General features: G+C 71.3%; 17 protein-coding genes. 6 read left to right on the forward strand and 11 right to left on the reverse strand.

Going from position 1 to position 21,003, the window contains the following annotated elements:
* Window positions 1-110: 110 nt before the first annotated feature.
* The 5 genes from OG792_RS27875 to OG792_RS27895 form a co-directional block, all read right to left on the reverse strand.
* Window positions 111-1,040, reverse strand: a complete 930-nt coding sequence (locus OG792_RS27875) for a tetratricopeptide repeat protein (protein ID WP_329103815.1) — start codon at window positions 1,038-1,040, stop codon at window positions 111-113.
* A 256-nt stretch (window positions 1,041-1,296) separates the two neighbouring features.
* Window positions 1,297-2,985, reverse strand: coding sequence for an acyl-CoA mutase large subunit family protein (locus OG792_RS27880; RefSeq protein WP_329103817.1), 1,689 nt, complete (start codon window positions 2,983-2,985; stop codon window positions 1,297-1,299).
* 207 nt (window positions 2,986-3,192) lie between these two features.
* A complete protein-coding gene (locus tag OG792_RS27885; protein WP_329103819.1) occupies window positions 3,193-3,654 on the reverse strand; it encodes an Asp23/Gls24 family envelope stress response protein in 462 nt (153 codons plus the stop codon).
* Window positions 3,655-3,825: 171 nt separating this feature from the next.
* Window positions 3,826-4,797: a methylmalonyl Co-A mutase-associated GTPase MeaB gene (meaB, locus tag OG792_RS27890; RefSeq protein WP_329103821.1), complete on the reverse strand. Its 972-nt coding sequence runs from the start codon at window positions 4,795-4,797 to the stop codon at window positions 3,826-3,828.
* A 2-nt stretch (window positions 4,798-4,799) separates the two neighbouring features.
* On the reverse strand, window positions 4,800-5,999 hold the full coding sequence (locus OG792_RS27895; protein WP_329103824.1) for an acetyl-CoA C-acetyltransferase: 1,200 nt from the start codon (window positions 5,997-5,999) through the stop codon (window positions 4,800-4,802).
* A 65-nt stretch (window positions 6,000-6,064) separates the two neighbouring features.
* On the opposite strand from OG792_RS27895, the gene mce reads away from it, so the two are divergent.
* Window positions 6,065-6,535 carry a methylmalonyl-CoA epimerase gene (gene mce, locus OG792_RS27900; protein WP_329103826.1) on the forward strand — a complete coding sequence of 157 codons (471 nt, stop codon included), beginning with the start codon at window positions 6,065-6,067 and terminating at the stop codon, window positions 6,533-6,535.
* A 74-nt stretch (window positions 6,536-6,609) separates the two neighbouring features.
* On the opposite strand, the gene OG792_RS27905 is transcribed toward mce, so the two are convergent.
* Window positions 6,610-7,491, reverse strand: coding sequence for a hypothetical protein (locus OG792_RS27905; protein ID WP_329103828.1), 882 nt, complete (start codon window positions 7,489-7,491; stop codon window positions 6,610-6,612).
* A 165-nt stretch (window positions 7,492-7,656) separates the two neighbouring features.
* Here OG792_RS27905 and OG792_RS27910 point away from each other — a divergent pair, with 165 nt between their 5' ends.
* The 5 genes from OG792_RS27910 to OG792_RS27930 all read left to right on the forward strand — a co-directional run bounded on the left by OG792_RS27910 (window position 7,657) and on the right by OG792_RS27930 (window position 15,532).
* A complete protein-coding gene (locus OG792_RS27910) occupies window positions 7,657-8,637 on the forward strand; it encodes a TIGR03621 family F420-dependent LLM class oxidoreductase (RefSeq protein ID WP_329103830.1) in 981 nt (326 codons plus the stop codon).
* Window positions 8,638-9,002: 365 nt separating this feature from the next.
* The gene (locus OG792_RS27915) at window positions 9,003-10,247 is read left to right on the forward strand and encodes a cell division protein DivIVA (RefSeq protein WP_329103832.1); all 1,245 of its coding nucleotides are present in this window, start codon (window positions 9,003-9,005) and stop codon (window positions 10,245-10,247) included.
* Between the two features lie 282 nt (window positions 10,248-10,529).
* Complete coding sequence (locus tag OG792_RS27920) at window positions 10,530-12,770, forward strand: hypothetical protein (protein ID WP_329103834.1); 2,241 nt, start codon at window positions 10,530-10,532, stop codon at window positions 12,768-12,770.
* A gap of 289 nt (window positions 12,771-13,059) precedes the next feature.
* On the forward strand, window positions 13,060-14,079 hold the full coding sequence (locus OG792_RS27925; protein WP_442932508.1) for an AI-2E family transporter: 1,020 nt from the start codon (window positions 13,060-13,062) through the stop codon (window positions 14,077-14,079).
* Between the two features lie 115 nt (window positions 14,080-14,194).
* A complete protein-coding gene (locus tag OG792_RS27930; RefSeq protein WP_329103837.1) occupies window positions 14,195-15,532 on the forward strand; it encodes a hypothetical protein in 1,338 nt (445 codons plus the stop codon).
* Between the two features lie 27 nt (window positions 15,533-15,559).
* Here OG792_RS27930 and OG792_RS27935 read toward each other — a convergent pair whose 3' ends face one another.
* Genes OG792_RS27935 through OG792_RS27955 form a run of 5 tightly spaced genes read right to left on the reverse strand, consistent with a single transcriptional unit; the run spans window position 15,560 to window position 20,993 of the window.
* On the reverse strand, window positions 15,560-16,849 hold the full coding sequence (locus OG792_RS27935) for a Coenzyme F420 hydrogenase/dehydrogenase, beta subunit C-terminal domain (RefSeq protein WP_329103839.1): 1,290 nt from the start codon (window positions 16,847-16,849) through the stop codon (window positions 15,560-15,562).
* A complete protein-coding gene (locus tag OG792_RS27940; protein WP_329103841.1) occupies window positions 16,846-18,147 on the reverse strand; it encodes a polysaccharide pyruvyl transferase family protein in 1,302 nt (433 codons plus the stop codon). The genes OG792_RS27935 and OG792_RS27940 overlap by 4 nt, the downstream gene beginning before the upstream one ends.
* A gap of 22 nt (window positions 18,148-18,169) precedes the next feature.
* Window positions 18,170-18,808, reverse strand: coding sequence for a PIG-L deacetylase family protein (locus OG792_RS27945; protein ID WP_329103843.1), 639 nt, complete (start codon window positions 18,806-18,808; stop codon window positions 18,170-18,172).
* Window positions 18,808-19,680 carry a sugar phosphate nucleotidyltransferase gene (locus OG792_RS27950; RefSeq protein ID WP_329103845.1) on the reverse strand — a complete coding sequence of 291 codons (873 nt, stop codon included), beginning with the start codon at window positions 19,678-19,680 and terminating at the stop codon, window positions 18,808-18,810. The genes OG792_RS27945 and OG792_RS27950 overlap by 1 nt, the downstream gene beginning before the upstream one ends.
* A complete protein-coding gene (locus OG792_RS27955; RefSeq protein WP_329103846.1) occupies window positions 19,680-20,993 on the reverse strand; it encodes a class I SAM-dependent methyltransferase in 1,314 nt (437 codons plus the stop codon). The genes OG792_RS27950 and OG792_RS27955 overlap by 1 nt, the downstream gene beginning before the upstream one ends.
* Between the last annotated feature and the right edge of the window lie 10 nt (window positions 20,994-21,003).

Genomic DNA, 21,003 nt, shown 5'->3' on the forward strand with positions numbered 1-21,003 from the left:
GCATTTCGCACTTGCCTCGTCAGACTTTTCACGCTCCATGGTCAACCGCTACCCGGACCACCTCGGCCACCGTCCGACCGGGACCGGTCAGGACAGCGTGCCGGCGTCGGTCAGAACAGTGCGCTGGCGAGCGCCCGGCGGGCTCCGGCGACGGCCGGGTCGTCGGGGCCGGCGACGGTGAACAGGGAGAGCAGGTGGCGACGAATCCCCTCGCGGTCCTCACCCGAGCTGCGCCGGATCAGGTTGACCAGCCGCGCGTACGCCTGTTCCGCCAGGCCGCTGAGCACCTCGATGTCGGCGGCCAGCAGGTGCGCCGGGACGTCGTCGGGGTTGGCCGCGGCGGCGGCGAGGGCCACGTTCGGGTCGACCCCGGTCACCCGGCGGGCCAGCGCGACGTGGGCCAGGCCCGCCTCGGCCGCGGCGTCCGCCGGTGCGTCCGACAGGATCTTCTTGTACGCCCGTTCGGCCGAGTCGAGGTCGCCGGTGATGAGCGCCTCATCGGCCTCACCCAGTCGGGGATCCTCGGGCGTGTCGACCGCCACCCCACCGGCCTTGAGTACGGCGTCGAGCCACTGTCGCAACTGCGACTCGGGCACCACGCCGGAGAAGGCGTCGACCGGCTGGCCGCCGATCACCGCGTAGACCATCGGGATGCCCTGCACCCGGAACATCTGCGCGATTCGCGGATTGCTGTCGACGTCGATCTTCGCGAGCACCCAGGCGCCATCGCCCTCGATCGCCAGCCGCTCCAGCACCGGCGAGAGTTGCTTGCACGGCTCGCACCACTCGGCCCAGAAGTCGATCACCACCGGTGTGGTCAGGGACCGCTCCAGCACCTCCGTCTGGAACGTCGCCTCGGTGACGTCGATGACGGTGACCCCACCTCCACCTGCGACGCCGGCCGGTGTGGCAGCGGGTGCGGACGGGCTGGCCGGCGGCTGGCCGGCGGGTCGTGCGGTCGGCTGGGCGGCGCTGCGCAGCGCGCCGAGGTCTACCGCGCCGCGGGTGAAGATCGACGAGGTGATCCGTGGGTCGCTCATGGTTGTCTAGTCTCGCACGCGCGAAGCCCAACCCAGACCCACCGCCACGGCCAGTGAACATCACCCCACCCACCCCAAACCCAGGAATAAACCCCACCCCCACCCCCGCCCACCCCCCGCCCACCCCTCCACCCGGTGATCTAGGGCAAATACGTGTGAATGGAGATCAACAAGCACCCATATGCCCTAGATCGCGGACCAGGAGGACTGGCGCGCGGGGGGCACGGGAGGGAGAGGGGGAGGGGGAGGGAGGGGGCTAGAAGCGGGGGGGTTCTTGGTAGGTGCCCCATTCGGTGCGGAGGGCGTTGCAGATTTCGCCGAGGGTGGCTTCGGCGCGTACGGCGTCGAGCATGGCGGGGATCATGTTCTCGGTGGTACGGGCGGCGGCGAGCATGCGGTCCAGGGCGGCCGTGATCGCGGTGGTGTCCCGGGCGCTCTTGCGTTCGGCGAGCAGCCGGCGCTGCTCCACCTCCACCTCGTGCGAGATGCGCAGGATCTCCAGCTCCTTGGCCGTCGTCCCGGTGTGTACGTTCACCCCGACGATTTTCTTCTCGCCCTTCTCCAACGCCTGCTGGTAGCTGAACGCCGCCTCGGCGATGTGGCCGGTGAACCAGCCATCCTCGATGCCGCGCAGGATGCCGGAGGTCATCGGGCCGATCCGGTGCGGTCCGTCGCCGCCGAGCTGGCGGATCCGGGCGAAGATCTCCTCCGCCTCGGCCTCGATCCGGTCGGTCAGCGCCTCGACGTACCAGGAGCCGCCGAGCGGGTCGGCGACATTGGTGACGCCGATCTCCTCCATCAGCACCTGCTGGGTCCGCAGCGCGATCTCGGCCGACTCGTCGGTCGGCAGGGCCAGGGTCTCGTCCAGGGCGTTGGTGTGCAGCGAGTTGGTCCCGCCGAGTACGGCGGCGAGCGCCTCCACCGCGGTCCGTACGACGTTGTTGACCGGCTGCTGCGCGGTCAGTGAGACGCCGGCGGTCTGGGTGTGGAAGCGCAGCCAGAGCGCCCGCTCGTCGGTGGCGCCGTAGACCTCGCGCAGCCACCGGGCCCAGATCCGGCGGGCGGCCCGGAACTTGGCGATCTCCTCGAAGAAGTCGAGGTGGGCGTCGAAGAAGAAGCTGAGGCCGGGGGCGAAGACGTTGACGTCCAGGCCCCGGGAGAGGCCGAGTTCGACGTAGCCGAAACCGTCCGCGAGGGTGTACGCCAGTTCCTGCGCGGCGGTCGAGCCGGCCTCGCGGATGTGGTAGCCGGAGACCGACAGCGGCTTGTAGCGCGGGATCTCCTTGGCGCAGTACTCCATCAGGTCGCCGATCAGGCGCAGGTGCGGCTCGGGTTCGAAGAGCCACTCCTTCTGCGCGATGTACTCCTTGAAGATGTCGGTCTGGAGCGTGCCGTCCAGAGTGGACAGATCGGCGCCCTGCCGTTGCGCGGCGACCAGGTACATGCAGAAGACCGGCACGGCCGGGCCGGAGATGGTCATCGAGGTGGTGGTGCCGGCCAGCCCGATGCCGTCGAAGAGGGTCTCCATGTCGGCGGCCGAGTCGATGGCGACACCGCAGTGCCCGACCTCGCCGAGCGACTGGGGGTCGTCGGAGTCGCGGCCCATCAGGGTCGGCATGTCGAAGGCGACCGAGAGTCCGCCACCGCCGGCGCCGAGGATCATCTTGTAGCGCTCGTTGGTCTGCTGGGCGTTGCCGAAGCCGGCGAACTGCCGGATGGTCCAGGTCCGCCCCCGGTAGCCGGTCGGGTAGAGACCCCGGGTGTACGGGTACTCCCCCGGCCAGCCGATCCGCTCGAAGCCGGGGTGGTCGGTGCCGGGCGGCGGTCCGTAGACCGGGTCGACGGGCGCGCCGGACAGGGTGGTGAAGTCGGCGTCCCGTTTGCGGGCCGCGTCGTACCGGGCCTGCCAACGGGCCCGGCCGGCATCGATCTCGTCGGCGTTCATCCGGAGAGCTCCTCCTTGAGTCCTCGACTGCCAGTCGAGCATAGAGGGCATTCCTGAACGATCGCTAAGCCAGCCTGCCGATCAAGGACCTTCCGCCACCGGATCGAGAGTGATCCGGAGCGAAAGGTCCCAGAATCGCAGCAATTGTGGCCGGGTGACCCGTGGCTCAGGCCCGAACCCGAGCCGGGCCCCGAACCGGGTCCGGGCTCAGGCGCCGGCAGCCGGTGCGGCCGGCAGCTCGATGTCGTCGACCTTGACGTTCACCTGGGTCACCTGGAGGCCGTACTTCTCGACCGCCTCGATGACCTTGGCCCGTACCGCCTCGGTGACCTCGCCGACCACGTGACCGGCTTCGAGCACGATGACGACGTTGATGGTGGCGGCCGTACCCTTCACGTCGACCGAGACACCGCGGCCGGCGTCGCCCACCTCGTCCAGCCCGATCCGGTCCAGCACGTTGTTGAAGAAGCGGGCCACGTCGCCACCGAGGTCGGCGACACCGGGCACCTCACGCGCGGCCAAGCCGGCGATCTTCTCCACGACCTCCTCGGAAACCGCGGTGGTTCCGCGGGGTGCGGCGGCCGGCGTGCTCGGCGCGGGAACGGCTGCCGCCCCGGCTTCGGCACTGCCCGCGGCGTCGCCCGCGGTGTTCTGCACAACCTCGCTCATGCTGGCTTCTCCCCTGGTCTCGGCGCCGACCCCGGCGCCTGCGCGATCAGGGAGCCTACTCGCCGCACCCCGATCCCGGCATGGCCTGACGGATAGTGTCCACCGAGGACGGCGGGGTCGATCCCGGTACGACGGCGGGGAACCCGAGGCCCGGAAACGAAAGCGGTCGGCTCATCCGGTGGATCGCTGGTCCAGCTCCGCGAGCAGGTCACCGGCGGCGGCGTACGGGTCCAGCGAACCGGCGGCGACCTTGGCGGCCAGGGTCGGCAGGCCCGTACCGTCGCGCAGTGAGCCCAGCCGGGCCCGCAGCGCGCCCAGCGCGATCGCCTCGACCTCGGCGGCGGCCCGCGCCTCCCGGCGGCGGCGCAACTCGTCGTGCTCGACCAGCCAGTCCCGGTGCCGCTCGATCCCGGCGACGATGTCGTCGATCCCCTCGGCCCGGGAGGCGACCGCGCGCAGCACCTGCGGACGCCACTGCCCCGGCCCGCGCTCGCCCAGCGCGATCATGCCCTGGATGTCGCGGACGGTGGCGTCGGCACCGTCCCGGTCGGCCTTGTTGACCACGAAGATGTCGGCGATCTCCAGGATGCCGGCCTTGACCGCCTGGATCGCGTCGCCCATGCCCGGCGCGAGCAGCACCAGCGTGGTGTCGGCCAGCGAGGCGACCTCCACCTCGGCCTGGCCGACCCCGACCGTCTCGACCAGCACCACGTCACAGCCGGCGCCCTCCAGCACCCGGACCGCCTGCGGGGTCGCCGCGGCCAGCCCGCCGAGGTGACCCCGGCTGGACATCGAGCGGATGTAGACACCGGGGTCGGTGGCGTGCTGCTGCATCCTGACCCGGTCGCCGAGGATCGCGCCGCCGGTGAACGGGCTCGACGGGTCCACGGCGAGCACACCGACCCGGTGGCCGCCGGCCCGCAGGGCCCGGACCAGTTCGTTGGTCGTGGTCGACTTGCCCACCCCCGGGGCACCGGTCAGGCCGATCACCCGGGCCCGACCGGCGTACGGCGCGAGTGCCGCCGCCACCTGCGGCAGCAGGTCGTCCCCGGACTCGACCAGGGTGATCAGCCGGGCCACCGCGCGGGCGTCACCGTCGCGGGCCCGCTCGACCAGCAGCGGTACGTCCCGACCGCGTCGCACCGTCACTCCCGCTCGCCGGCACCGCTCGGTACGTGGATGATCAGCGCGTCGCCCTGCCCACCGCCACCGCACAGTGCCGCCGCCCCGGTGCCGCCGCCGCGCCGACGCAGCTCCAGGGCGAGGGTCAGGACCAGGCGGGCCCCGGACATGCCGAGCGGGTGCCCGAGGGCGATCGCGCCACCGTTGACGTTGACGATCTCGCCGCTGATCCCGAGGTCACGGGTGGACTTGATGCCGACCGCGGCGAACGCCTCGTTGATCTCGACCAGGTCCAGGTCGTCGATGCCGAGCCCGGCCTTGCGCAGCGCCTGGTTGATCGCGTTGGACGGCTGCGAGTGCAGCGAGTTGTCCGGTCCGGCCACGTTGCCGTGCGCACCGATCTCGGCCAGCCAGGTCAGCCCCAGCTCGATCGCCTTGGTCTTGCTCATCACGACCACCGCCGCCGCGCCGTCGGAGATCGGCGACGAGCTGCCGGCGGTGATCGTGCCGTCGGGGGTGAAGGCGGGGCGCAGCCGGGCCAGCGTCTCGACCGTGGTGTCCGGCCGGACCCCCTCGTCGGTGCTGATCACCAGCGGGTCGCCCTTGCGCTGCGGCAACTCCACCGGGACGATCTCGTCGGCGAAGACGCCGTTCTTCTGGGCGGCGGCGGCGCGCTGGTGGCTGGCCACGGCGAAGGCGTCCTGCTCCTGGCGGGTGATGCCGTGCCGCACCCCGTGCCGCTCGGTCGACTCCCCCATCGCGCAGCAGTCCCACGGGTCGGTGAGCCCGTCCAGCGCCATGTGGTCGGAGACCGTCACGTCGCCGTACTTGTAGCCGGTGCGCTGGTTGAGCAGCAGGTGCGGGGCGTTGGTCATCGACTCCATGCCACCGGCGACCACGATGTCGAACTCGCCGGCCCGGATGAGCTGGTCGGCCAGGGCGATCGCGTCGAGACCGGAGAGGCAGACCTTGTTGATCGTCAGCGCCGGTACGGACATCGGGATGCCCGCCTCGACCGCTGCCTGCCGGGCCGGGATCTGACCGGCCCCGGCCTGGAGCACCTGCCCCATGATCACGTACTGGACCTGGTCGGCGGCGACCCCGGACCGTTCCAGCGCACCCCGGATGGCAATCCCGCCGAGCTTGCTCGCCGACAGGTCCTTGAGGTTGCCCAGCAGCCGCCCCATCGGGGTACGCGCACCGCTGACGATCACCGAAGCCATGACTCTCCGCCTCCGAGGGGTGGGCCGTACGTGCACCTTAACGATTGTTCGGCCAGACTAGCGCTATGGCAGAAGAGCACCTCGCCGAGACCGCTGCGGACTACGTCACAGGCATCGGTCTCCAACGCATAGACCACGTCGGTATAGCGGTCGCCGACCTTGACACCGCGATCGAGTTCTACCAGCGGGCCTTCGGCATGCGGTGCGTACACACCGAGGTCAACAACGAACAGGGCGTACGCGAGGCGATGCTCCAGGTCGGCCCGACCCCGGACGGCGGACACCTGCAACTGCTCGCCCCGCTGACACCGGAGTCGACCATCGCGAAGTTCCTCGACCGGTCCGGTCCGGGGGTGCAGCAGGTGGCGTACACCGTCACCGACGTGGAGGCGGCCGGCGCGGCGCTGCGCGAGCGCGGCCTGCGGCTGCTGTTCGAGAGCCCGAGGCGCGGCACCGGCGGCTCCCGGATCAACTTCGTCCACCCGAAGGACGCCGGTGGCGTGCTGGTCGAACTGGTCGAGCCCGCCCGCCCCTGACCGGGGGGATACGAGAACCGCCCCGGGCCGGTTCGGGGAAACCGAACGACGCCCGGGGCGGTTACCGCGTCGGGTCAGGCCGGCACGGTGTCGTACGACTCGATCAGTTCGGCCGGCAGCGGCTCCAGGTCGGTCGCGCGCAGGAAGTCACCGAGGGTGGTGCCGGTGCAGGCGGAGTCGACGTTCGCCGCGCCGACCCGCTGCTCGACGTCGCGGCGGTTGACCGCCCGGAAGTCGATCGAGAAACGGGTCTTGCCGGAGGTGTTCGGGACCGTGGTGTGCAGTTGCGCACCGGAGAAGAGCAGTACGCCACCGGGCGGCGTGATCACCCGAATGTCCGGCTCGCGCGCTATCTGCTCCTCGGCCTCGGGCTGCTTGCGGGTCTCCGTGTCGACCTGCTGCGCCGCGGCGGTACGCCCGTGCGCCACCCACTGGGCGTAGTTGTAGTCGCGGGAGCTGTTGCGCACCCCGTTGGAGAAGTACGGCGGGTGGAAGGCCATCACGTTGGCCTCCTCGACGTCGTACACCGGCATCCAGAAGTTGAGCTGCGACATCGGCGCGGAGAACCAGGTGTCCCGGTGCGACTCGAACTGGAGGGTCAGCCCGGCGTTGAGGTACTCGCTGGTCATGCTCCGCAGCCGGGGCACGTCGAAGTACGTCTGCTCCACGTCCGCGCCCAGGTCGGCGAGCATCCCCCGGACGAGTTCCTTGCTCCGGGGGTGGTTGATGAAGGTCGGCTTGAGGTCGGCCAGCACCCGCACGTACTCGGGCCCGGACAGGTGGTGCTGGGCGTCCGGTGGAAAGTGCGGCGCGAACGCCGACTCGGCCATCTCCCGCGCGAAGGCGACCAGCGCCATCGAGTGCGGGGTGGGCGAGTAGACAAAAAGGTCCCCGCCGAAGAGCTTGCGCCGCCGCTCGTCGTCGGACATGGGCGAGTCGAAGTACACCACCGTCATCGCGGCCTCCTGCGAAGAGTTCCCAGCCGGGGGCCACGGTATGCCGCGCCGGGCCGAAGCCGAAAGGACCTCGTGGTCACACCCGGGTCCGCTGTCGAGAATCCGACTGGGTAGCGGCCCGCCCCGACCACACGTACGAGTCGGCGGCCCGCCTAGAGTCGGGCGATGCCCCCTCTCCCGGACCCTACCGCCGTCGCCGGCCCCCGGCCGTTCCGGTTCACCGCCTCGATGCCGGCGCTGAACCGCCCGGTGCCGCAGTGGCGCGACGAGATCCGGCGGATCGAGCAGCTCGGTTTCAGCTCGGTGTCGGTCTCCGACCACTTCACCGGCGGCTGGGCGATGGACCCGCTGGTGGCGATGACGGTGGCGGCCGAGGCCAGCACCCGGCTGCGGGTGCTCGGCATGGTCTTCTGCAACGACTTCCGGCACCCGGTGCTGCTGCACAAGTCGATGGCCAACCTCGACGTCTTCTCCGGCGGGCGGGTCGAGGTGGGGCTCGGTGCCGGCTGGTTGCGCGACGACCACGACGCCGCCGGCCTGCCGTTCGACCCGCCGGGCGTACGCGTCGACCGGCTGGCCGAGGCGATCGAGGTGGTCACCGGCCTGTTCGGCGACAAGCCGGTCAGCTTCGCCGGCCGGCACTACCGGCTCACCGAGCTGGACGGGCTGCCCAAGCCGGTGCAGCGGCCCCGGCCGCCGTTGCTGGTCGGCGGCGGCAGTCGCCGGGTGCTCGAACTGGCCGGCCGGACGGCCGACATCGTCGGGATCAACCCTCGGCTGGCGCCGGACGTCGACCCGCTCGCCGCGGTGGCGGAGATGAGTCCGGAGCGGATGGACCGGAAGGTGGCCTGGGCCCGGGAGGCCGCGCGGGCGGCCGGTCGGGATCCGGCGACGCTGGAGTTCCAGTTGCGGATGTTCGACGTCCGGGTCACCCACCGGGGGGTGGAGCACCGGTCGACGTCCAGTCACGCGGCGCTCGCCGAGCCGGCCGCGCTGGCCGCCTCGCCGTCGGTGCTGCACGGTTCGGTGGACGAGTGCGTCGACCGGCTGTTCGCGCTCCGCGACCGGTTCGGCATCAACTACCTGCACCTGGGCGGCAACCTGGACGCCGCGGCGCCGATCGTCGCCCGGCTCGCCGGTCGCTGACGGCACCGCCCGGCCGGGGCGTCGGTGGTGCCGCCGGGCCGGGTCGACTACGCACTGCTATCTCTGCGACCCGCATCGACGACCATTCCGACGGTCCGGGATTGGTATTCCGTCCGTTCGATCCGGGCTCATTGTGTGGTTCGGGGGTAGCCGGGAACGCGTTACCGCGACCTTCCGGAAAGGAGCGACGACCGGTGCGTTCGGCCGTCGCGCGGGCGGCGCGACGGCCGCCGCCGGCCCCCGGAGCTGGCAAGATCACACCAGGGTACGCCGGTCCGACGTGCCCTCGTTGACCGTGTGAACAGGGCGTGATAACGCCGGTCAGCTCTTGCGAAGGACCCCGGTGTGTCTGCCAGTATGTGCCAATGCCCCAGCAGCAGTCCTCCCCTCTTACGTTCTTCGAGAACGCGAACTCGCAACCCGACTTCACGGTGGCCCTCCGCGGCTACGACCGCGAGCAGGTCAACGGCCACCTCGGGCGGCTGACCGCGGCGCTGGCCCAGTCCGAGCAGGCACGCGCCGAGGCTGAGCAGCGGATGAACGACGCCCAGCGTCGGCTCCGTCAGGCCGAGCAGCGCCTGGCTTCGGTGGAGCAGAAGCTCACCGACACCAACAAGCAGCTCGAAGAGAACAGCCGGCCCACCCTGTCCGGGCTCGGCACCCGGGTCGAGCAGATCCTGCGGCTCGCCGAGGAGCAGGCCAACGACCACCGCAGCGAGGCCAAGCGCGAGTCCGAGGGCATCCTCTCCGCCGCCCGGCTCGAAGCGCGTGAGATCACCGACAAGGCGCGGGCCGAGGCCGCCGCGATGAAGGCCACCGCCGAGCGGGAGGCGGGCACCGTCCGTACCACCGCCGAGCGGGAGGCCGCCGAGGTGCGGGTGCAGGCCCGCCGCGAGGCGGACACGCTGCGCGCCGACGCCGACCGGGAGACCAAGCAGCTCCGTACGGTGACCGCGCACGAGGTGGCCGAGCTGAAGTCCACGGTCGAGCGGGAGGTCGCCACCCTGCGCGCCACCGCCGAGCGGGAGATCACCCAGCAGCGCGCGAAGGCGGCGCGGGAGGCCGAGGAGAAGCGCGCCGAGGCGACCAAGCTGCTCACCGACGCCCGCGACAAGCGGGACAAGGACCTCCAGGCGCTGGAGCTTCAGCTGGCCGAGCGCCGGGAGAAGTCCGAGCGGGAGGAGTCCGAGCGGCACGCCGCCCAGGTGGCGCAGACGCAGAAGCTGGTCGGCGAGGCCGAGCAGCGGGCCCGCGCCGCGCAGGATCGGGCGAAGGAGATCGAGCAGCGGGCCGAGGCGCGCCGGATCGAGTCCGAGCGCAACGCGCACGAGACGGTGGAGAAGGCAAAGGCGCTCGCCGACAAGACCCTGAACGAGGCTCGGGCCGAGTCGAACCGGCTGCTGAACGAGGCGCGTACCGAGGCGGACCTGACCACGCAGGCGGCTCGCCGCGAGGTCGAGGACCTGACCCGGCAGAAGGACGCGGTCACCTCGCAGCTCGGGCAGATGCTTTCCGGTCTGGCCGGCATCGTGCCGACGGCACCGGCGCCGGCACCGGTCGCGAAGAAGGACGACGCGGAGGAGCGGAAGACCGCCGACGCGGCGAGCTGACCGGGGTTCCGGCAGGCGTGGGTTCGTCGGGCAGGTTTGTCGGCCCGGGTCCGGCCCGTTTTCGGGTGGGACCCGCCGAGCGGGGCAGGAGAGTGCGCGGGGCCGTACCGGATAATGCCGGTACGGCCCCGCGGCCTGTCCGGACTCGGCTCGGCCATCGTGGATTAACCCGGCTGACGCCAACAAAACGGACAGCCCGTACAATAACGAAGTAGTTGCCATCATCCCATCGGGCCGGACGGTATCGCCGCGGGACGCCACACCGCATGTGAGGATGGGGACATGTCGCACGGCGAGGAACTGTTCGCTCTTGGCGGGGAAGTGGCTACGGAGCCCAGCTTCGAGTCGGCCCTGCGGGGCTATGACAGACGACAGGTGGACCGGTACGTCATCCGGGCGGAGAACGAGATAACCACGCTCGCCGCCGAACGTGACCAGGCGTTCACCCAGATCCACAAGCTCGCCGGTCAGGTCGAGCAGATGCAACGGGAACTCACCGACGTACGGCGTCAGGCCGGCACGGTGGACCAGGCATCGCTGTTGCACGTCGGCCCGGTGGTCGGGCAGATCCTGGCCCTCGCCCACGAGCAGGCCGAGATCACCCTCTCGAAGGCGACGAGCGACTCCGAGGCGTACCGCGGCGAGGCCAACCGGATCCTCACCGAGGCACGCGACCACGCCGCCACGGCGCTGCGCGACTTCGAGCTCGCCCTCTCCTCGCGCCGCCGGGAGGAGGAGCAGGCCGCCGCCGCCCGCAAGGCGAAGGTGGATGCCGCCGTCGCCGCCGCGACCGAGCAGGCCGCCCGGCTCCAGGAGGCCGGGAAGGTCGCGCACGAGACGGGGCACCGGGAGGGCGCGCAGCTGCGCCAGGCCGGCGAGGCCGCACTCGCGAAGGCCCGACAGGAGAGCGAAGCCACCCTCGCCAAGGCCCGCAAGGAGGGCGAGGCGACTCGACTCAAGGGCAAGCAGGACGGCGAGGCGGCGCTCGCGAAGGCCCGGCAGGAGAGCGAAGCGACCCTGGCCAAGGCCCGGCAGGAGAGCGAGTCGATGCTCGGCAAGGCCCGGCAGGAGGCGGCCCGGCTACGCGAGACGGCCCAGGCCACCCTCGCCAAGGCCAAGCAGGACAGCGATGCCCACCTGGCCAAGGCGCGCCAGGACGGGGAGACCACGCTCACCCAGGCCCGGCAGGAGGCGACCCGGCTCCGCGAAGCCGCCCAGGCCACCCTGGCCAAGGCCAAGCAGGACGGCGAGGCGACGCTGGCCAAGGCCAAGCAGGACGCCGAAGCCCAGTTGGCCATGGCCCGGCAGGAGAGCGAGACGCTGGTCGCCCGCGCCCGGCAGGACGGGGCGACGGCGGTTGCGCAGGCGCAGCGGCAGGCCGCCCAGCTCCGCGAGGCCGGTGAGACGGCGGCGACGAAGGGCCGGCAGGAGGGTGCCACGCTGCGGGAGGCCGGCGAGGCCGCCCACGCCAAGGCCCAGCGGGAGGCGCAGCAGATCACCGAGCAGACCGCGGAGATCGTCCGGCGGTCCCGGGTGGACGCCGACGCGTACGTGGAGCAGGTCCGCGCCCAGACGCAGCGCGAGTTGGACGGCTGGCGGGCCAGCGTCGACCACGAGATCGAGCAGCGCCGGGCCACCATCGACGAGGAGATCGCCGGCCGGTGGAGCGCCGCGGAGCAGGAGCTGGCCGCCCGGCGTACCGCCTCCGAGCAGGAGTTCGCCCAGTGGCGGACCAACATCGAGCAGCAGCACGCCGCCCAGCGGGCGGAGCTGGAGCGGGAGGCCGGGGAGATCCGCCGGCTGGCCGACGAGCACGCCAAGCAGGTGCAGCGGGAGGCCGACGAGCACCTCGCCGCCGCGCGGCAGGAGGCCGACGAGCACGCGGCGGCGTCCCGGCGCCAGTTCGAGGAGTACACCGCCACCGCCCAGCAGCACCTGGCCACCACCCAGCAGCACCTGGCCACCACGCAGCAGGAGGCGGCGGCCGGCCGGCAGCAGCTCGCCGAGGTGATGCAGGAGATCGCGAAGGCGCAGCAGCAGCTCGCCGACCTGCGGCAGGAGACCGTGGCGTCCCGGCAGGAGTCGGACAACATCCAGCGTCGGCTGGCCGAGGCGCACCAGCAACTGGCCGGTGAGCAGCAGCGGTTGACCGGCACCCAGCGGTCGGCCGAGGAGGCCGAGCAGCTCGTGGTGGAGGCGGGCGCCGACGTACAGCGGGCGGCCGACAGCGCGGTCGACCGGCCGGCGCCCCGGACCAGCCCGACCGCTCCGGCGGAGGCACCGGTCAACGCGGACGCGATCACCGCCGACGTGAACGGTGAGCCGACCGTGGCGGCGGTGCCGGGCGAGGGTGGCCGGGAGGCGACCGCCACCAAGATCACCAGCACCGGGGACAGTGGCAAGCTCAGCGCGAAGCCGACCACTGACGAGCGCAGCGCCAAGCCGACCACTGACGAGCGCAGCGCGAAACCGAAGAAGGTCTCGGTGGACGCCGAGCAGAAGGTCTCGGTCGAGTCCGAGTAGCCCTCGACGGATCCGGTGGCACGGCCCTGGCCGGGGCCGGGTCGGGCCGAGCCGATAGCCTGCCCGAACAGGTGGGCGCGGGGCGGGAGGGCCGGTGGCGGGCGAGGAGCCGAGGGCGGGGTCTGCCGAGGACCAGTGGGCGACAACGCCGCCGGAGCAGCGCCGTACCGGCGGGGTCGGCGGTACGGAGGACAACGCCGACCGGCCGGCTCCGACCGACGCGCCGGACCGGACCGGTGCCGGCGAACCGGAGTACGCCGGCGGCCGGTTTGGGCAGCCCGGTCGGCCGTTGCGCCGCAACAGCTTCCTGATCGGGTTCACCGGCGGGCTGGGGCTGCTGCTGGCGTACACGACGTTCCTCGCCGTACGCGGGGCCGCCTCGATGTTGATCTTGATCTTCATCGCGCTCTTCCTCGCCATCGGGCTCAATCCCGCGGTGGCCCGGTTGCGCCGCTGGGGGCTGCCGCACGGGCTCGCCGTGACGGTGGTCGCGTTGACCGTGCTGCTGGTGCTCGCCGGTGGGATCTTCGCGCTGGTGCCACCGGTGGTGACCCAGACCGGCCAGTTCCTCGACCAGGTCCCCACGTACGTGGCGGAGTTGCGACGCAACGCCACGGTCAACGACCTGGTCGAGCGGTACGACCTGATGGACCGGATCCAGGCGGCGGCGAACCCGGAGACGCTCGGCCACGCGGTCGGCGGTGTCTTCGGCGGCGCCCAGTTCATCTTCGGTGCCATCTTCAACGTGCTGACCGTGCTGGTCCTGACCATCTACTTCATGTCCGCCTTCGACCGGTTGAAGACGCTCGGGTACGCCCTGGTGCCGGCCAGCCGCAGGCACCGGGTCACCCTGATCACGGACGAGATACTGGCCAAGGTTGGCGCGTACATGGTCGGCGCGCTGGCGATCGCCGTACTCGCCGGGGTCTGCACCTTCGTCTTCGCGATGATCGTCGGTTTGGCGTACCCGTTCGCGTTGGCCGTCGTGGTGGCCGTCTGCGACCTGGTTCCGCAGATCGGCGCGACCCTCGGCGCGGTCATCGTCAGCCTGGTCGGATTCGCCACCGATCTGCCGGCGGGAATCGCGTGCCTCGTCTTCTTCGTCATCTACCAGCAGCTTGAGAATTACCTGATCTACCCCAAGGTGATGGAGCGGTCGGTCAAGGTGAACGACGTGGCGGCGATCGTCGCCGCGCTGGTGGGGGTGGCTCTGTTCGGCGTGATCGGTGCGCTGGTGGCGATTCCCGCGATGGCGGCGATCCAGTTGATCCTGCGCGAGGTGGTGCTGCCGCGCCAGCAGGCCCGCTGACCGGCCGACGGGTGGACCGAGGTCGAAATAGTTGTCCACAAGTTGTCAGAATTAACAATTCCTTCGCTTCCGCACCCACTTGTAGGATCATTCTTGATCACTAAGGGGGACGTTGATGACCGGTGTCGAAGCGCTACCACCGGTCCCGCCGGCTCCCCCGGCCGAGCCGCCCGAGCCGGCGCCGCGATCGGTCCGGCGCGGCCCGCTGCTCGTGATCGTCATCGGCATCTGTCTCGCCGTGATCATCGGCACCGGCTACCTGATCGTGACCCTCGTCGGGCCGGGACGGGACGGGCCGCTCGTGCTCGACCAGCCGAACACCGTCCTCTGGGGGCAGACCATCAGCCGCCCGATCGAGATCGCGGCCGACCACGTCACGCTCCGGCGGGTCACCATCCAGGCCGGCGGGTCCGCCGCGATCCGGATCCGGGACGGGGTACGCAACACCGTCATCGAGGACACCCGGATCGACTGCGCCGAGGACCGGACCGACGGCATAGTGCCCGGCGGCTACTCCGCCCTGCGGGTACGGGTGGACGGTTGTCGCGACCCGTTCCAGCAGCGCGCCGACGCGCCCGCCACGATCGTCGACTCGACCGTCAACGGCCGCCCGTTCAACCGGGGCCGGGCGACGGGCGGCGCCACACCGAGCCCGATGGACTTCGGCACCCGAGCACCCGCGGCGAACGTCGCCGGCGCCCCCACCCCGATGAGCTACTGGCCCGGACCGGGGAACACCGGCGTACCGGCCGGCACCGCGCTGCGGCCGTCCGGCTCGTTGGACCTGCGGGAGCCGGGGGTGGTGGTCAGCAACCTCGACATCACCGGCTGCGTGACCGTACGGGCGAAGAACGTGACCATCCGCAACTCCCGGATCACCTGCGACAGCGCCACCTTCTCCATCCGAACCTACGACTCGGCCACCGACCTGCTGGTGGAGAACGTGGAGATCAACGGGATGGGGAAGAACTCGGCCGCGGTCTGCTGCGCCAACTACACCCTCCGCCGGGTGAACATCCACCACGTCGTCGACGGCCCCCGGCTCAGCGCCAACACGACCGTTGTCGACTCGTGGATCCACGACCTGTCACGGATCCCGGACTCGCACAACGACACGTTGCAGACCACCGGCGGCAACAACATTGTGGTTCGGCACAACCGGCTGGAGCCGCACGACCCGGACACCCGGGACCCGTCGAACGCCTGCCTCATGATCGGCTCGACCACCAGCGACTCGGTGGACAACCTGCTGGTCGAGGAGAACTACTGCAACGGCGGCAACTACTCGATCGGGGTCCGGGACGACCTGGTCGGGTCGAACATCGTGATCCGCGGCAACCGGTTCGGCCGCGACTTCCGCTACGGCGTGATCGCCCGAGCCGACCAGGCCGGCATCACCTGGGACCGGGGCAGCAACGTCTGGTTCGACAGCGGGCAACCGGTGGTCAGGTGACCGGCGCCCGCCGACGGGGTCCAGCGGCTAACCGCCGACCGAGCGGTGCCGGTCGCCGTACGGGGTCAGGTCGGCCGGTTCACGCAGCCGCTTGCGCTTGATCCGGCGCACCGTACCGACGGTGGACTGGAGCTTCTCCTTGGTGGACAGGTGCCGGAACCACATCCGGGCCATCGGCAGCCGGCGTAGCCGGGGCGTCATCAGGCCGGCGGCGCGCAGCGTACTCATCCGGCCCCAGACGGCACCCCGGGCGCGCAGCAGGTTCGGCTGCGAGGCGGGCAGGATCTCGGCCGCCACCGGCTCCAGCACCAGCGCGCCGGCCGCGATGGCCGCCTCCACCAGCCGTACGCCCCGTTCGGTGCGGGCCAGCACCAGGGAGCGCCCCGGATCGTCGCCGGTCGGCCTGTACCACGGGTCACCGACGGCCACGTCGGCGAACTCGCCGGTGTGGTCGGCGCACAGGTAACAGCGCCACTGCCGGTGCTTCTGGAGGATGTCGCCCCAGGACTGCTCGTAGGTGAGCGTCCGCAGCTCCCCCGGCGGGTCGTCCACCATCCGGGTACGGGCCAGCCCCGGCCAGCCGTTGCCCCGGTAGTGCACGGACTCCGCCCGGTCCGGGTCGGTCACCCCGAGCTGGCGCATCATCTCCAGGGTGCCCTGGGTGCTCGGGGTGCCGGCGCAGAAGACGGCGATGGTGAGCCCGACCCGGGCGTCGAGCGCGGGCCGGACCTGTCGGGCCATCCGGACCGCCGCGACGTCGCAGGGCTTGCCGATGAACACGGCCGGTGCCTCGGCCGACTCGATCAGGTCGAGTCGGTCGGCCGGGCTGGCCGGTGCGTAGCGGGAGCCGGCGTTGGCGAGCAGTTCGGCCCGGCTGCGCGACATCCGGGTCTCGTTCAGGTACGGCACGTCGGCTCGGGCGCCGATGTGCAGCGTCCCGGCCATTCCCTCGTGTTCGAGGCAGAACGCGGCCAACGCGGTGGCCACCCCGCCGCTGGAGCCGGCGTACCGGATCTCGGGGTCGGCGGCGTACCCCTCCCAGATCTTGCGGACCGGGCCCCAGGCGGCCCGCAGCTCGGGGATCTCACCCGGCGCGGGCGCGCTCGCCTCGTGTTCCAGCTTGACGCCGGGGCAGCAGGCCAGCGCGGCCGCCGCACCGGTGCTCGGGCCGCCGATCGGGGTGATCGGGATCGGCCGGCGGCCCTGGTCGAGTACGTCGACCATCCGGATCTCGTCCGGGGCGAGGTACGCGCAGACGCCGCAGCCGGTGCAGAGCTTGTGCGCCGCGACGTCGTGTACGGTCTCCGGCCGGCTCACCGACGTGCTCCCGCGCTCCGCCGCGCCCGCTCGGCACGGGCCACGGCGACGATCTCGTCCATCTGCTGCCCTGCCTGGCCGATCGCCACCGGTATCCGTTCGGCGAGTTCGACGGCGGTCTCGGCGCGGGACGTCCAGGACCGCCAGAGCACGTCGAGCAGGTCGTCGTCGGCGAGCGTACGGGCTTCGGCGACGTGCCGTTCCTGGCCCACGCTGGCGAAGACCCCGCGCGCCTTGAGGCTGTACGCGATGTTCGCCACCGGCACACCGGAGGAGAGCGCGGCGATGGTGGCGTGCATCCGCATGCCGCAGAACCAGGTGGTCCGGGCGATCACCCACTTGCTCTGGTGCGGGTCGAGGCCGGGCGGGCTGACCGTGATCCGGTCGCCGTACTTTCCGACGAGGGCGGCGTGCAGCCGCTCGCTGGCGGTGGTGTCGTCGTCGGCGCCGTGCGGGCTGCGCACGTGCGGCACGATGATCACACGGGTGTCCGGTTCGTCGAGCAGCCGTTCGCAGAGCCGGCGGGCCACCTCGGCGCTGTCGGCGGCCAGGCCGAACTGGGTCCGGCCCTCGGCGCGGGCCATCAGGCCGCTGATGTTGATCCCGATCACCGGGCCGGGGGCCGCGTCGAACCACCGGTTCAGGGTGTCCAGCGCCGGCTGGTCCGGTTGGCGCGGTTCCAGGGCGAAGGCCACGTCGACGCCCTCGCGGTGCCGGGCCGGGTCCAGATCGGCGCCGAGCAGTTCACTCAGGGCGACGTAGCTCTCCGGGTCGCGGGCCCAGGCCATGGTGGCGCCGCGGATGAGCGCGGCGGCCTCGGCCCGGATCCGGTCCGAGCGGAACGGCCCGTAGGTCTGCGGCAGCAGCACCAGCGGTCGGCGGCGCAGCAGGGTGAGCCGCTTCGGCCAGGCCACCGTGCGGAACCGGTGTTCGCCGTAGATGTCGCTGAAGCTGTCTCCGCCGCTGACGTCGAGCACCACGTCGGCCCGGTCGATCCTCGCGACCCCGGAGTTGCCGAATCCGCCGAGTGCGGCGCTGACCCGCATGTTCAGGTAGGACTCGGGCCGGTGGTATCGGCGCGAGTGCCGGGCGCCGGCCAGCGAGATCGAGACCGGTCGGCCGCCGACGAAGGCGTGGCCGGACCGCTCGCCCCAGCCGTCGTCGAAGACGGTCACGTCGGCCTGCGGCTCGCGCGCCAGTAACCCGCCGAGGGTGGCCGCGCGCAGCGCGCCCACGCCGAGGTTGAGGTGGGATCCGGGTACGCCGAACAGGCAGGCGGAAAGCACTTCGCCGGTCATCGGGCCGGCTCGCTGTGCTGGGTCATAACTCGATTACCGCTTTCTCACACCGGAACGCCTCGGCGTACCGGGATCGGCATTCCATGCCCCGCAGCCGGGCCAGCCCGAGGAAGACCTCGTCGTCCCACCAGTCCCGGTCCTTCTGGGACGGGTAACTGGTGTGTAGCAGCTCCACCTTGCGCCTGGTCTGCTCGTCGGTGAGCGGCAGGTAAATGTTGCGCCGGCCCAGGTCACCGTCCCACTTGGGGATTTCATAGTGCAACACCGACGCGCGGCGAAACGAGGTGGGTACCAGTTCGGCCAGGGTGCGGTGGTCCTGATGGGCGTCGTCCGTACCCGGTGCGAGCACCAGGTCCGGGTCGGTTGCGGCGGCCGCCGCGTTGACGATCTCCTTCGCCCGTTCCCAGTGCGCGGGCACCCGCCCGTCGGGGAGTTCGTGCAGGTCGAAATCGATCCGGGCGGTGGGCAGGAAGGCGGCTGCCGCCTCCCGCGCCTCGGCCTGCCGGTCCGGCGTACCGGTCAGCAGGAGGTAGTGCACCCGCAGGTCGGGGTTGGCGGCGCCGAGCGCGAGCAGCAGCCCACCGGCGCCGATCTCGATGTCGTCCGGGTGCGCCCCGACGACGACCAGGGAGCGGACCGCACCCAACCGCAGCGCGCCCATCAACGGATCAGGGCCGGGGTGCCGGGTCCGGCGAGCTCGGCCGGGGCGTCGCCCGGTATGCCGAGCGGGGACGGGATCGGGGCGCCGCTGTGCCGGTTGGCGTCCCAGAGCATCCACGGGCAGCAGGCGGAGTGGTAGAGCTCCTCCAGCTCGGCCCGGTCCTTGAAGGTGTCGGCGGCCCGCCAGAAGCCGGTGTAGCGCTGTGCCATCAGCCGCCGCTGCGGCAGCAGCCGGTCGAAGGCGTGCGGGACCATGTCCTCGCCCTCGCGCAGTTCGTCGAAGATCTCCGGGCGGAGGATGAAGTAGCCGCCGTTCTCCCACTGCATCAGCTCGCGGATCGGCCGGACCCGGCGTACCTGGTCGGACTCGTCGATGTCGATCACGTGGTGGGTCGACTGCACCGGTACGGCGAGCAGGCTGGCCGTGGAGGTCGATTCCCGGAACCGGGCGATCATCTCGGGCAGGGGCGCGTCGGTGAGCGTGTCGGCGTAGTTGGCCAGGAACATCTCGTCGTCCTGGACGTACTTGCGGACGCGCATCAGCCGCTCGCCGATGGTCGCGCCGAGCCCGGTGTCGATGAAGGTGATGTTCCAGTCGGTGATGTCGGTGGCGAACAGGCGCACGTCCCGACCGCCCATGGTGAGAGTGAAGTCGTTGGAGAGCGTCTCGTCGTAGTGCAGGAAGTAGTCCTTGACCGCCGCGGCACCGTAACCCAGACAGAGGATAAATTCGGTATGTCCGAAGTGGGCGTAATAGCGCATGACGTGCCAGAGCAGTGGGCGGTCACCGATCATCGCCATCGGTTTGGGCGCCGACGCGGCCCCCTCCCGCATCCGCATGCCCAGTCCGCCACAGAACAGGACGACCTTCATCAGACCACCTCAAGCTCCGGAATGGGGTAGACCAGCCGGCCGCCCCACTCGCGGACGTACGCCAGCTGGGTGGAGATCTCGGTACGCAGGTTCCAGGGCAGGACCAGCACGTAGTCGGGACGGTCCACGGCCAGCCGCTCCGGCGCGTGGATCGGGATGTGCGTCCCCGGCAGGAACCTGCCCTGCTTGTGCGGACTCCGGTCGACCGTGTACGCCAGCAGGTCCGACCGGATCCCGCAGTGGTTGAGTAGCGTGTTGCCCTTGCCCGGCGCACCGTACCCGACCACCCGCTTGCCCTCGGCCCGCGCCGTGAGCAGGAAGTCGAGCAGGTTGCGCTTGATGGTGAACACCGCCTCGGCGAAGCCCCGGTGCCCGTCGAGCGTGTGCAGCCCGGCCTCGGCCTCCGCCTCCAGCACCGACTTGACGTTACTGGACGGCTCCCAACCCGGGCCCGACGGCACCCGGCCGAGGCTCTCCGCGGTCCGCGGCCGACCCGGTTCGATCTCCACCGCCGGCGGTCCGGCGACGGACGGCGTCGTCGGCCGGGCGTGCACCCGCAGCGAGCCGCCGTGCGAGGAGAGTTCCTCGACGTCGGCGACGGCCAGGCCGGCGGTGGCCAGCGCCCGCTGCGCGGTGAGCAGCGAGAGGTACTGGTAGTGCTCGTGGTAGATGGTGTCGTACTGCCGGCGCTCGATCAGCCGCAGCAGGTGCGGGAACTCCAGCGTGACCAGCCCGGTCGGCTTCACCAGCGCGGCCAGCCCGGCGGTGAACCCGATCAGGTCCGGCACGTGGGCGTAGACGTTGTTGCCGGCGACCAGGTCGGCCCGGCCGTACCGGGCGGCCAGCTCGGCGCCGGTCTCGGCCCCCAGGAAGTGCACCTCGGTACGGATCCCCCTGGCCCGCGCCACCTCCGCGACGTTCGCCGCCGGCTCCACCCCGAGCACCGGGACGCCCCGGGCGACGAAGTGCTGGAGCAGGTAACCGTCGTTGCTGGCCACCTCGGTGACCAGGCTGTCCGGGCCGAGTCCGAGCGTCTCGGTCATCGTGTCGGCGTACCGCTTGGCGTGCGCGACCCAGGAATCGGAATAGGAGGAGAAATAGGCGTAGTCGGAGAAAATGTCCTCCCCCGGCACATATGCCGGCAGTTGCACGAGCAGGCAACCGGAGCAGATCCGTACGTGCAACGGGTAGAAGGTCTCGGCGCTGTCCAGCCGGTCCTCGGGCAGGTAGCTCTCGCACAACGGCGACATGCCCAGGTCCACGAACGTCTCGGTCAATGCCGTGCCACAGAGCCGACATTCCGCAATGGTCATGCCATCCACC

The organism is Micromonospora sp. NBC_01699 (assembly GCF_036250065.1).
Lineage (GTDB): Bacteria > Actinomycetota > Actinomycetes > Mycobacteriales > Micromonosporaceae > Micromonospora_G.

Bases quoted from the DNA above. Each gene is read 5' to 3' on its own strand.
- OG792_RS27905 (WP_329103828.1), bottom strand. From the start codon at position 7,491: ATGACGGTGGTGTACTTCGACTCGCCCATGTCCGACGACGAGCGGCGG.
- OG792_RS27930 (WP_329103837.1), top strand. From the start codon at position 14,195: ATGACCGGTGTCGAAGCGCTACCACCGGTCCCGCCGGCTCCCCCGGCC.
- OG792_RS27880 (WP_329103817.1), bottom strand. From the start codon at position 2,985: ATGAACGCCGACGAGATCGATGCCGGCCGGGCCCGTTGGCAGGCCCGG.
- OG792_RS27895 (WP_329103824.1), bottom strand. From the start codon at position 5,999: ATGGCTTCGGTGATCGTCAGCGGTGCGCGTACCCCGATGGGGCGGCTG.
- OG792_RS27955 (WP_329103846.1), bottom strand. From the start codon at position 20,993: ATGACCATTGCGGAATGTCGGCTCTGTGGCACGGCATTGACCGAGACG.
- OG792_RS27915 (WP_329103832.1), top strand. From the start codon at position 9,003: ATGCCCCAGCAGCAGTCCTCCCCTCTTACGTTCTTCGAGAACGCGAAC.
- OG792_RS27885 (WP_329103819.1), bottom strand. From the start codon at position 3,654: ATGAGCGAGGTTGTGCAGAACACCGCGGGCGACGCCGCGGGCAGTGCC.
- OG792_RS27875 (WP_329103815.1), bottom strand. From the start codon at position 1,040: ATGAGCGACCCACGGATCACCTCGTCGATCTTCACCCGCGGCGCGGTA.
- OG792_RS27910 (WP_329103830.1), top strand. From the start codon at position 7,657: ATGCCCCCTCTCCCGGACCCTACCGCCGTCGCCGGCCCCCGGCCGTTC.
- OG792_RS27920 (WP_329103834.1), top strand. From the start codon at position 10,530: ATGTCGCACGGCGAGGAACTGTTCGCTCTTGGCGGGGAAGTGGCTACG.
- mce (WP_329103826.1), top strand. From the start codon at position 6,065: ATGGCAGAAGAGCACCTCGCCGAGACCGCTGCGGACTACGTCACAGGC.
- OG792_RS27945 (WP_329103843.1), bottom strand. From the start codon at position 18,808: ATGGGCGCGCTGCGGTTGGGTGCGGTCCGCTCCCTGGTCGTCGTCGGG.
- OG792_RS27950 (WP_329103845.1), bottom strand. From the start codon at position 19,680: ATGAAGGTCGTCCTGTTCTGTGGCGGACTGGGCATGCGGATGCGGGAG.
- OG792_RS27940 (WP_329103841.1), bottom strand. From the start codon at position 18,147: ATGACCGGCGAAGTGCTTTCCGCCTGCCTGTTCGGCGTACCCGGATCC.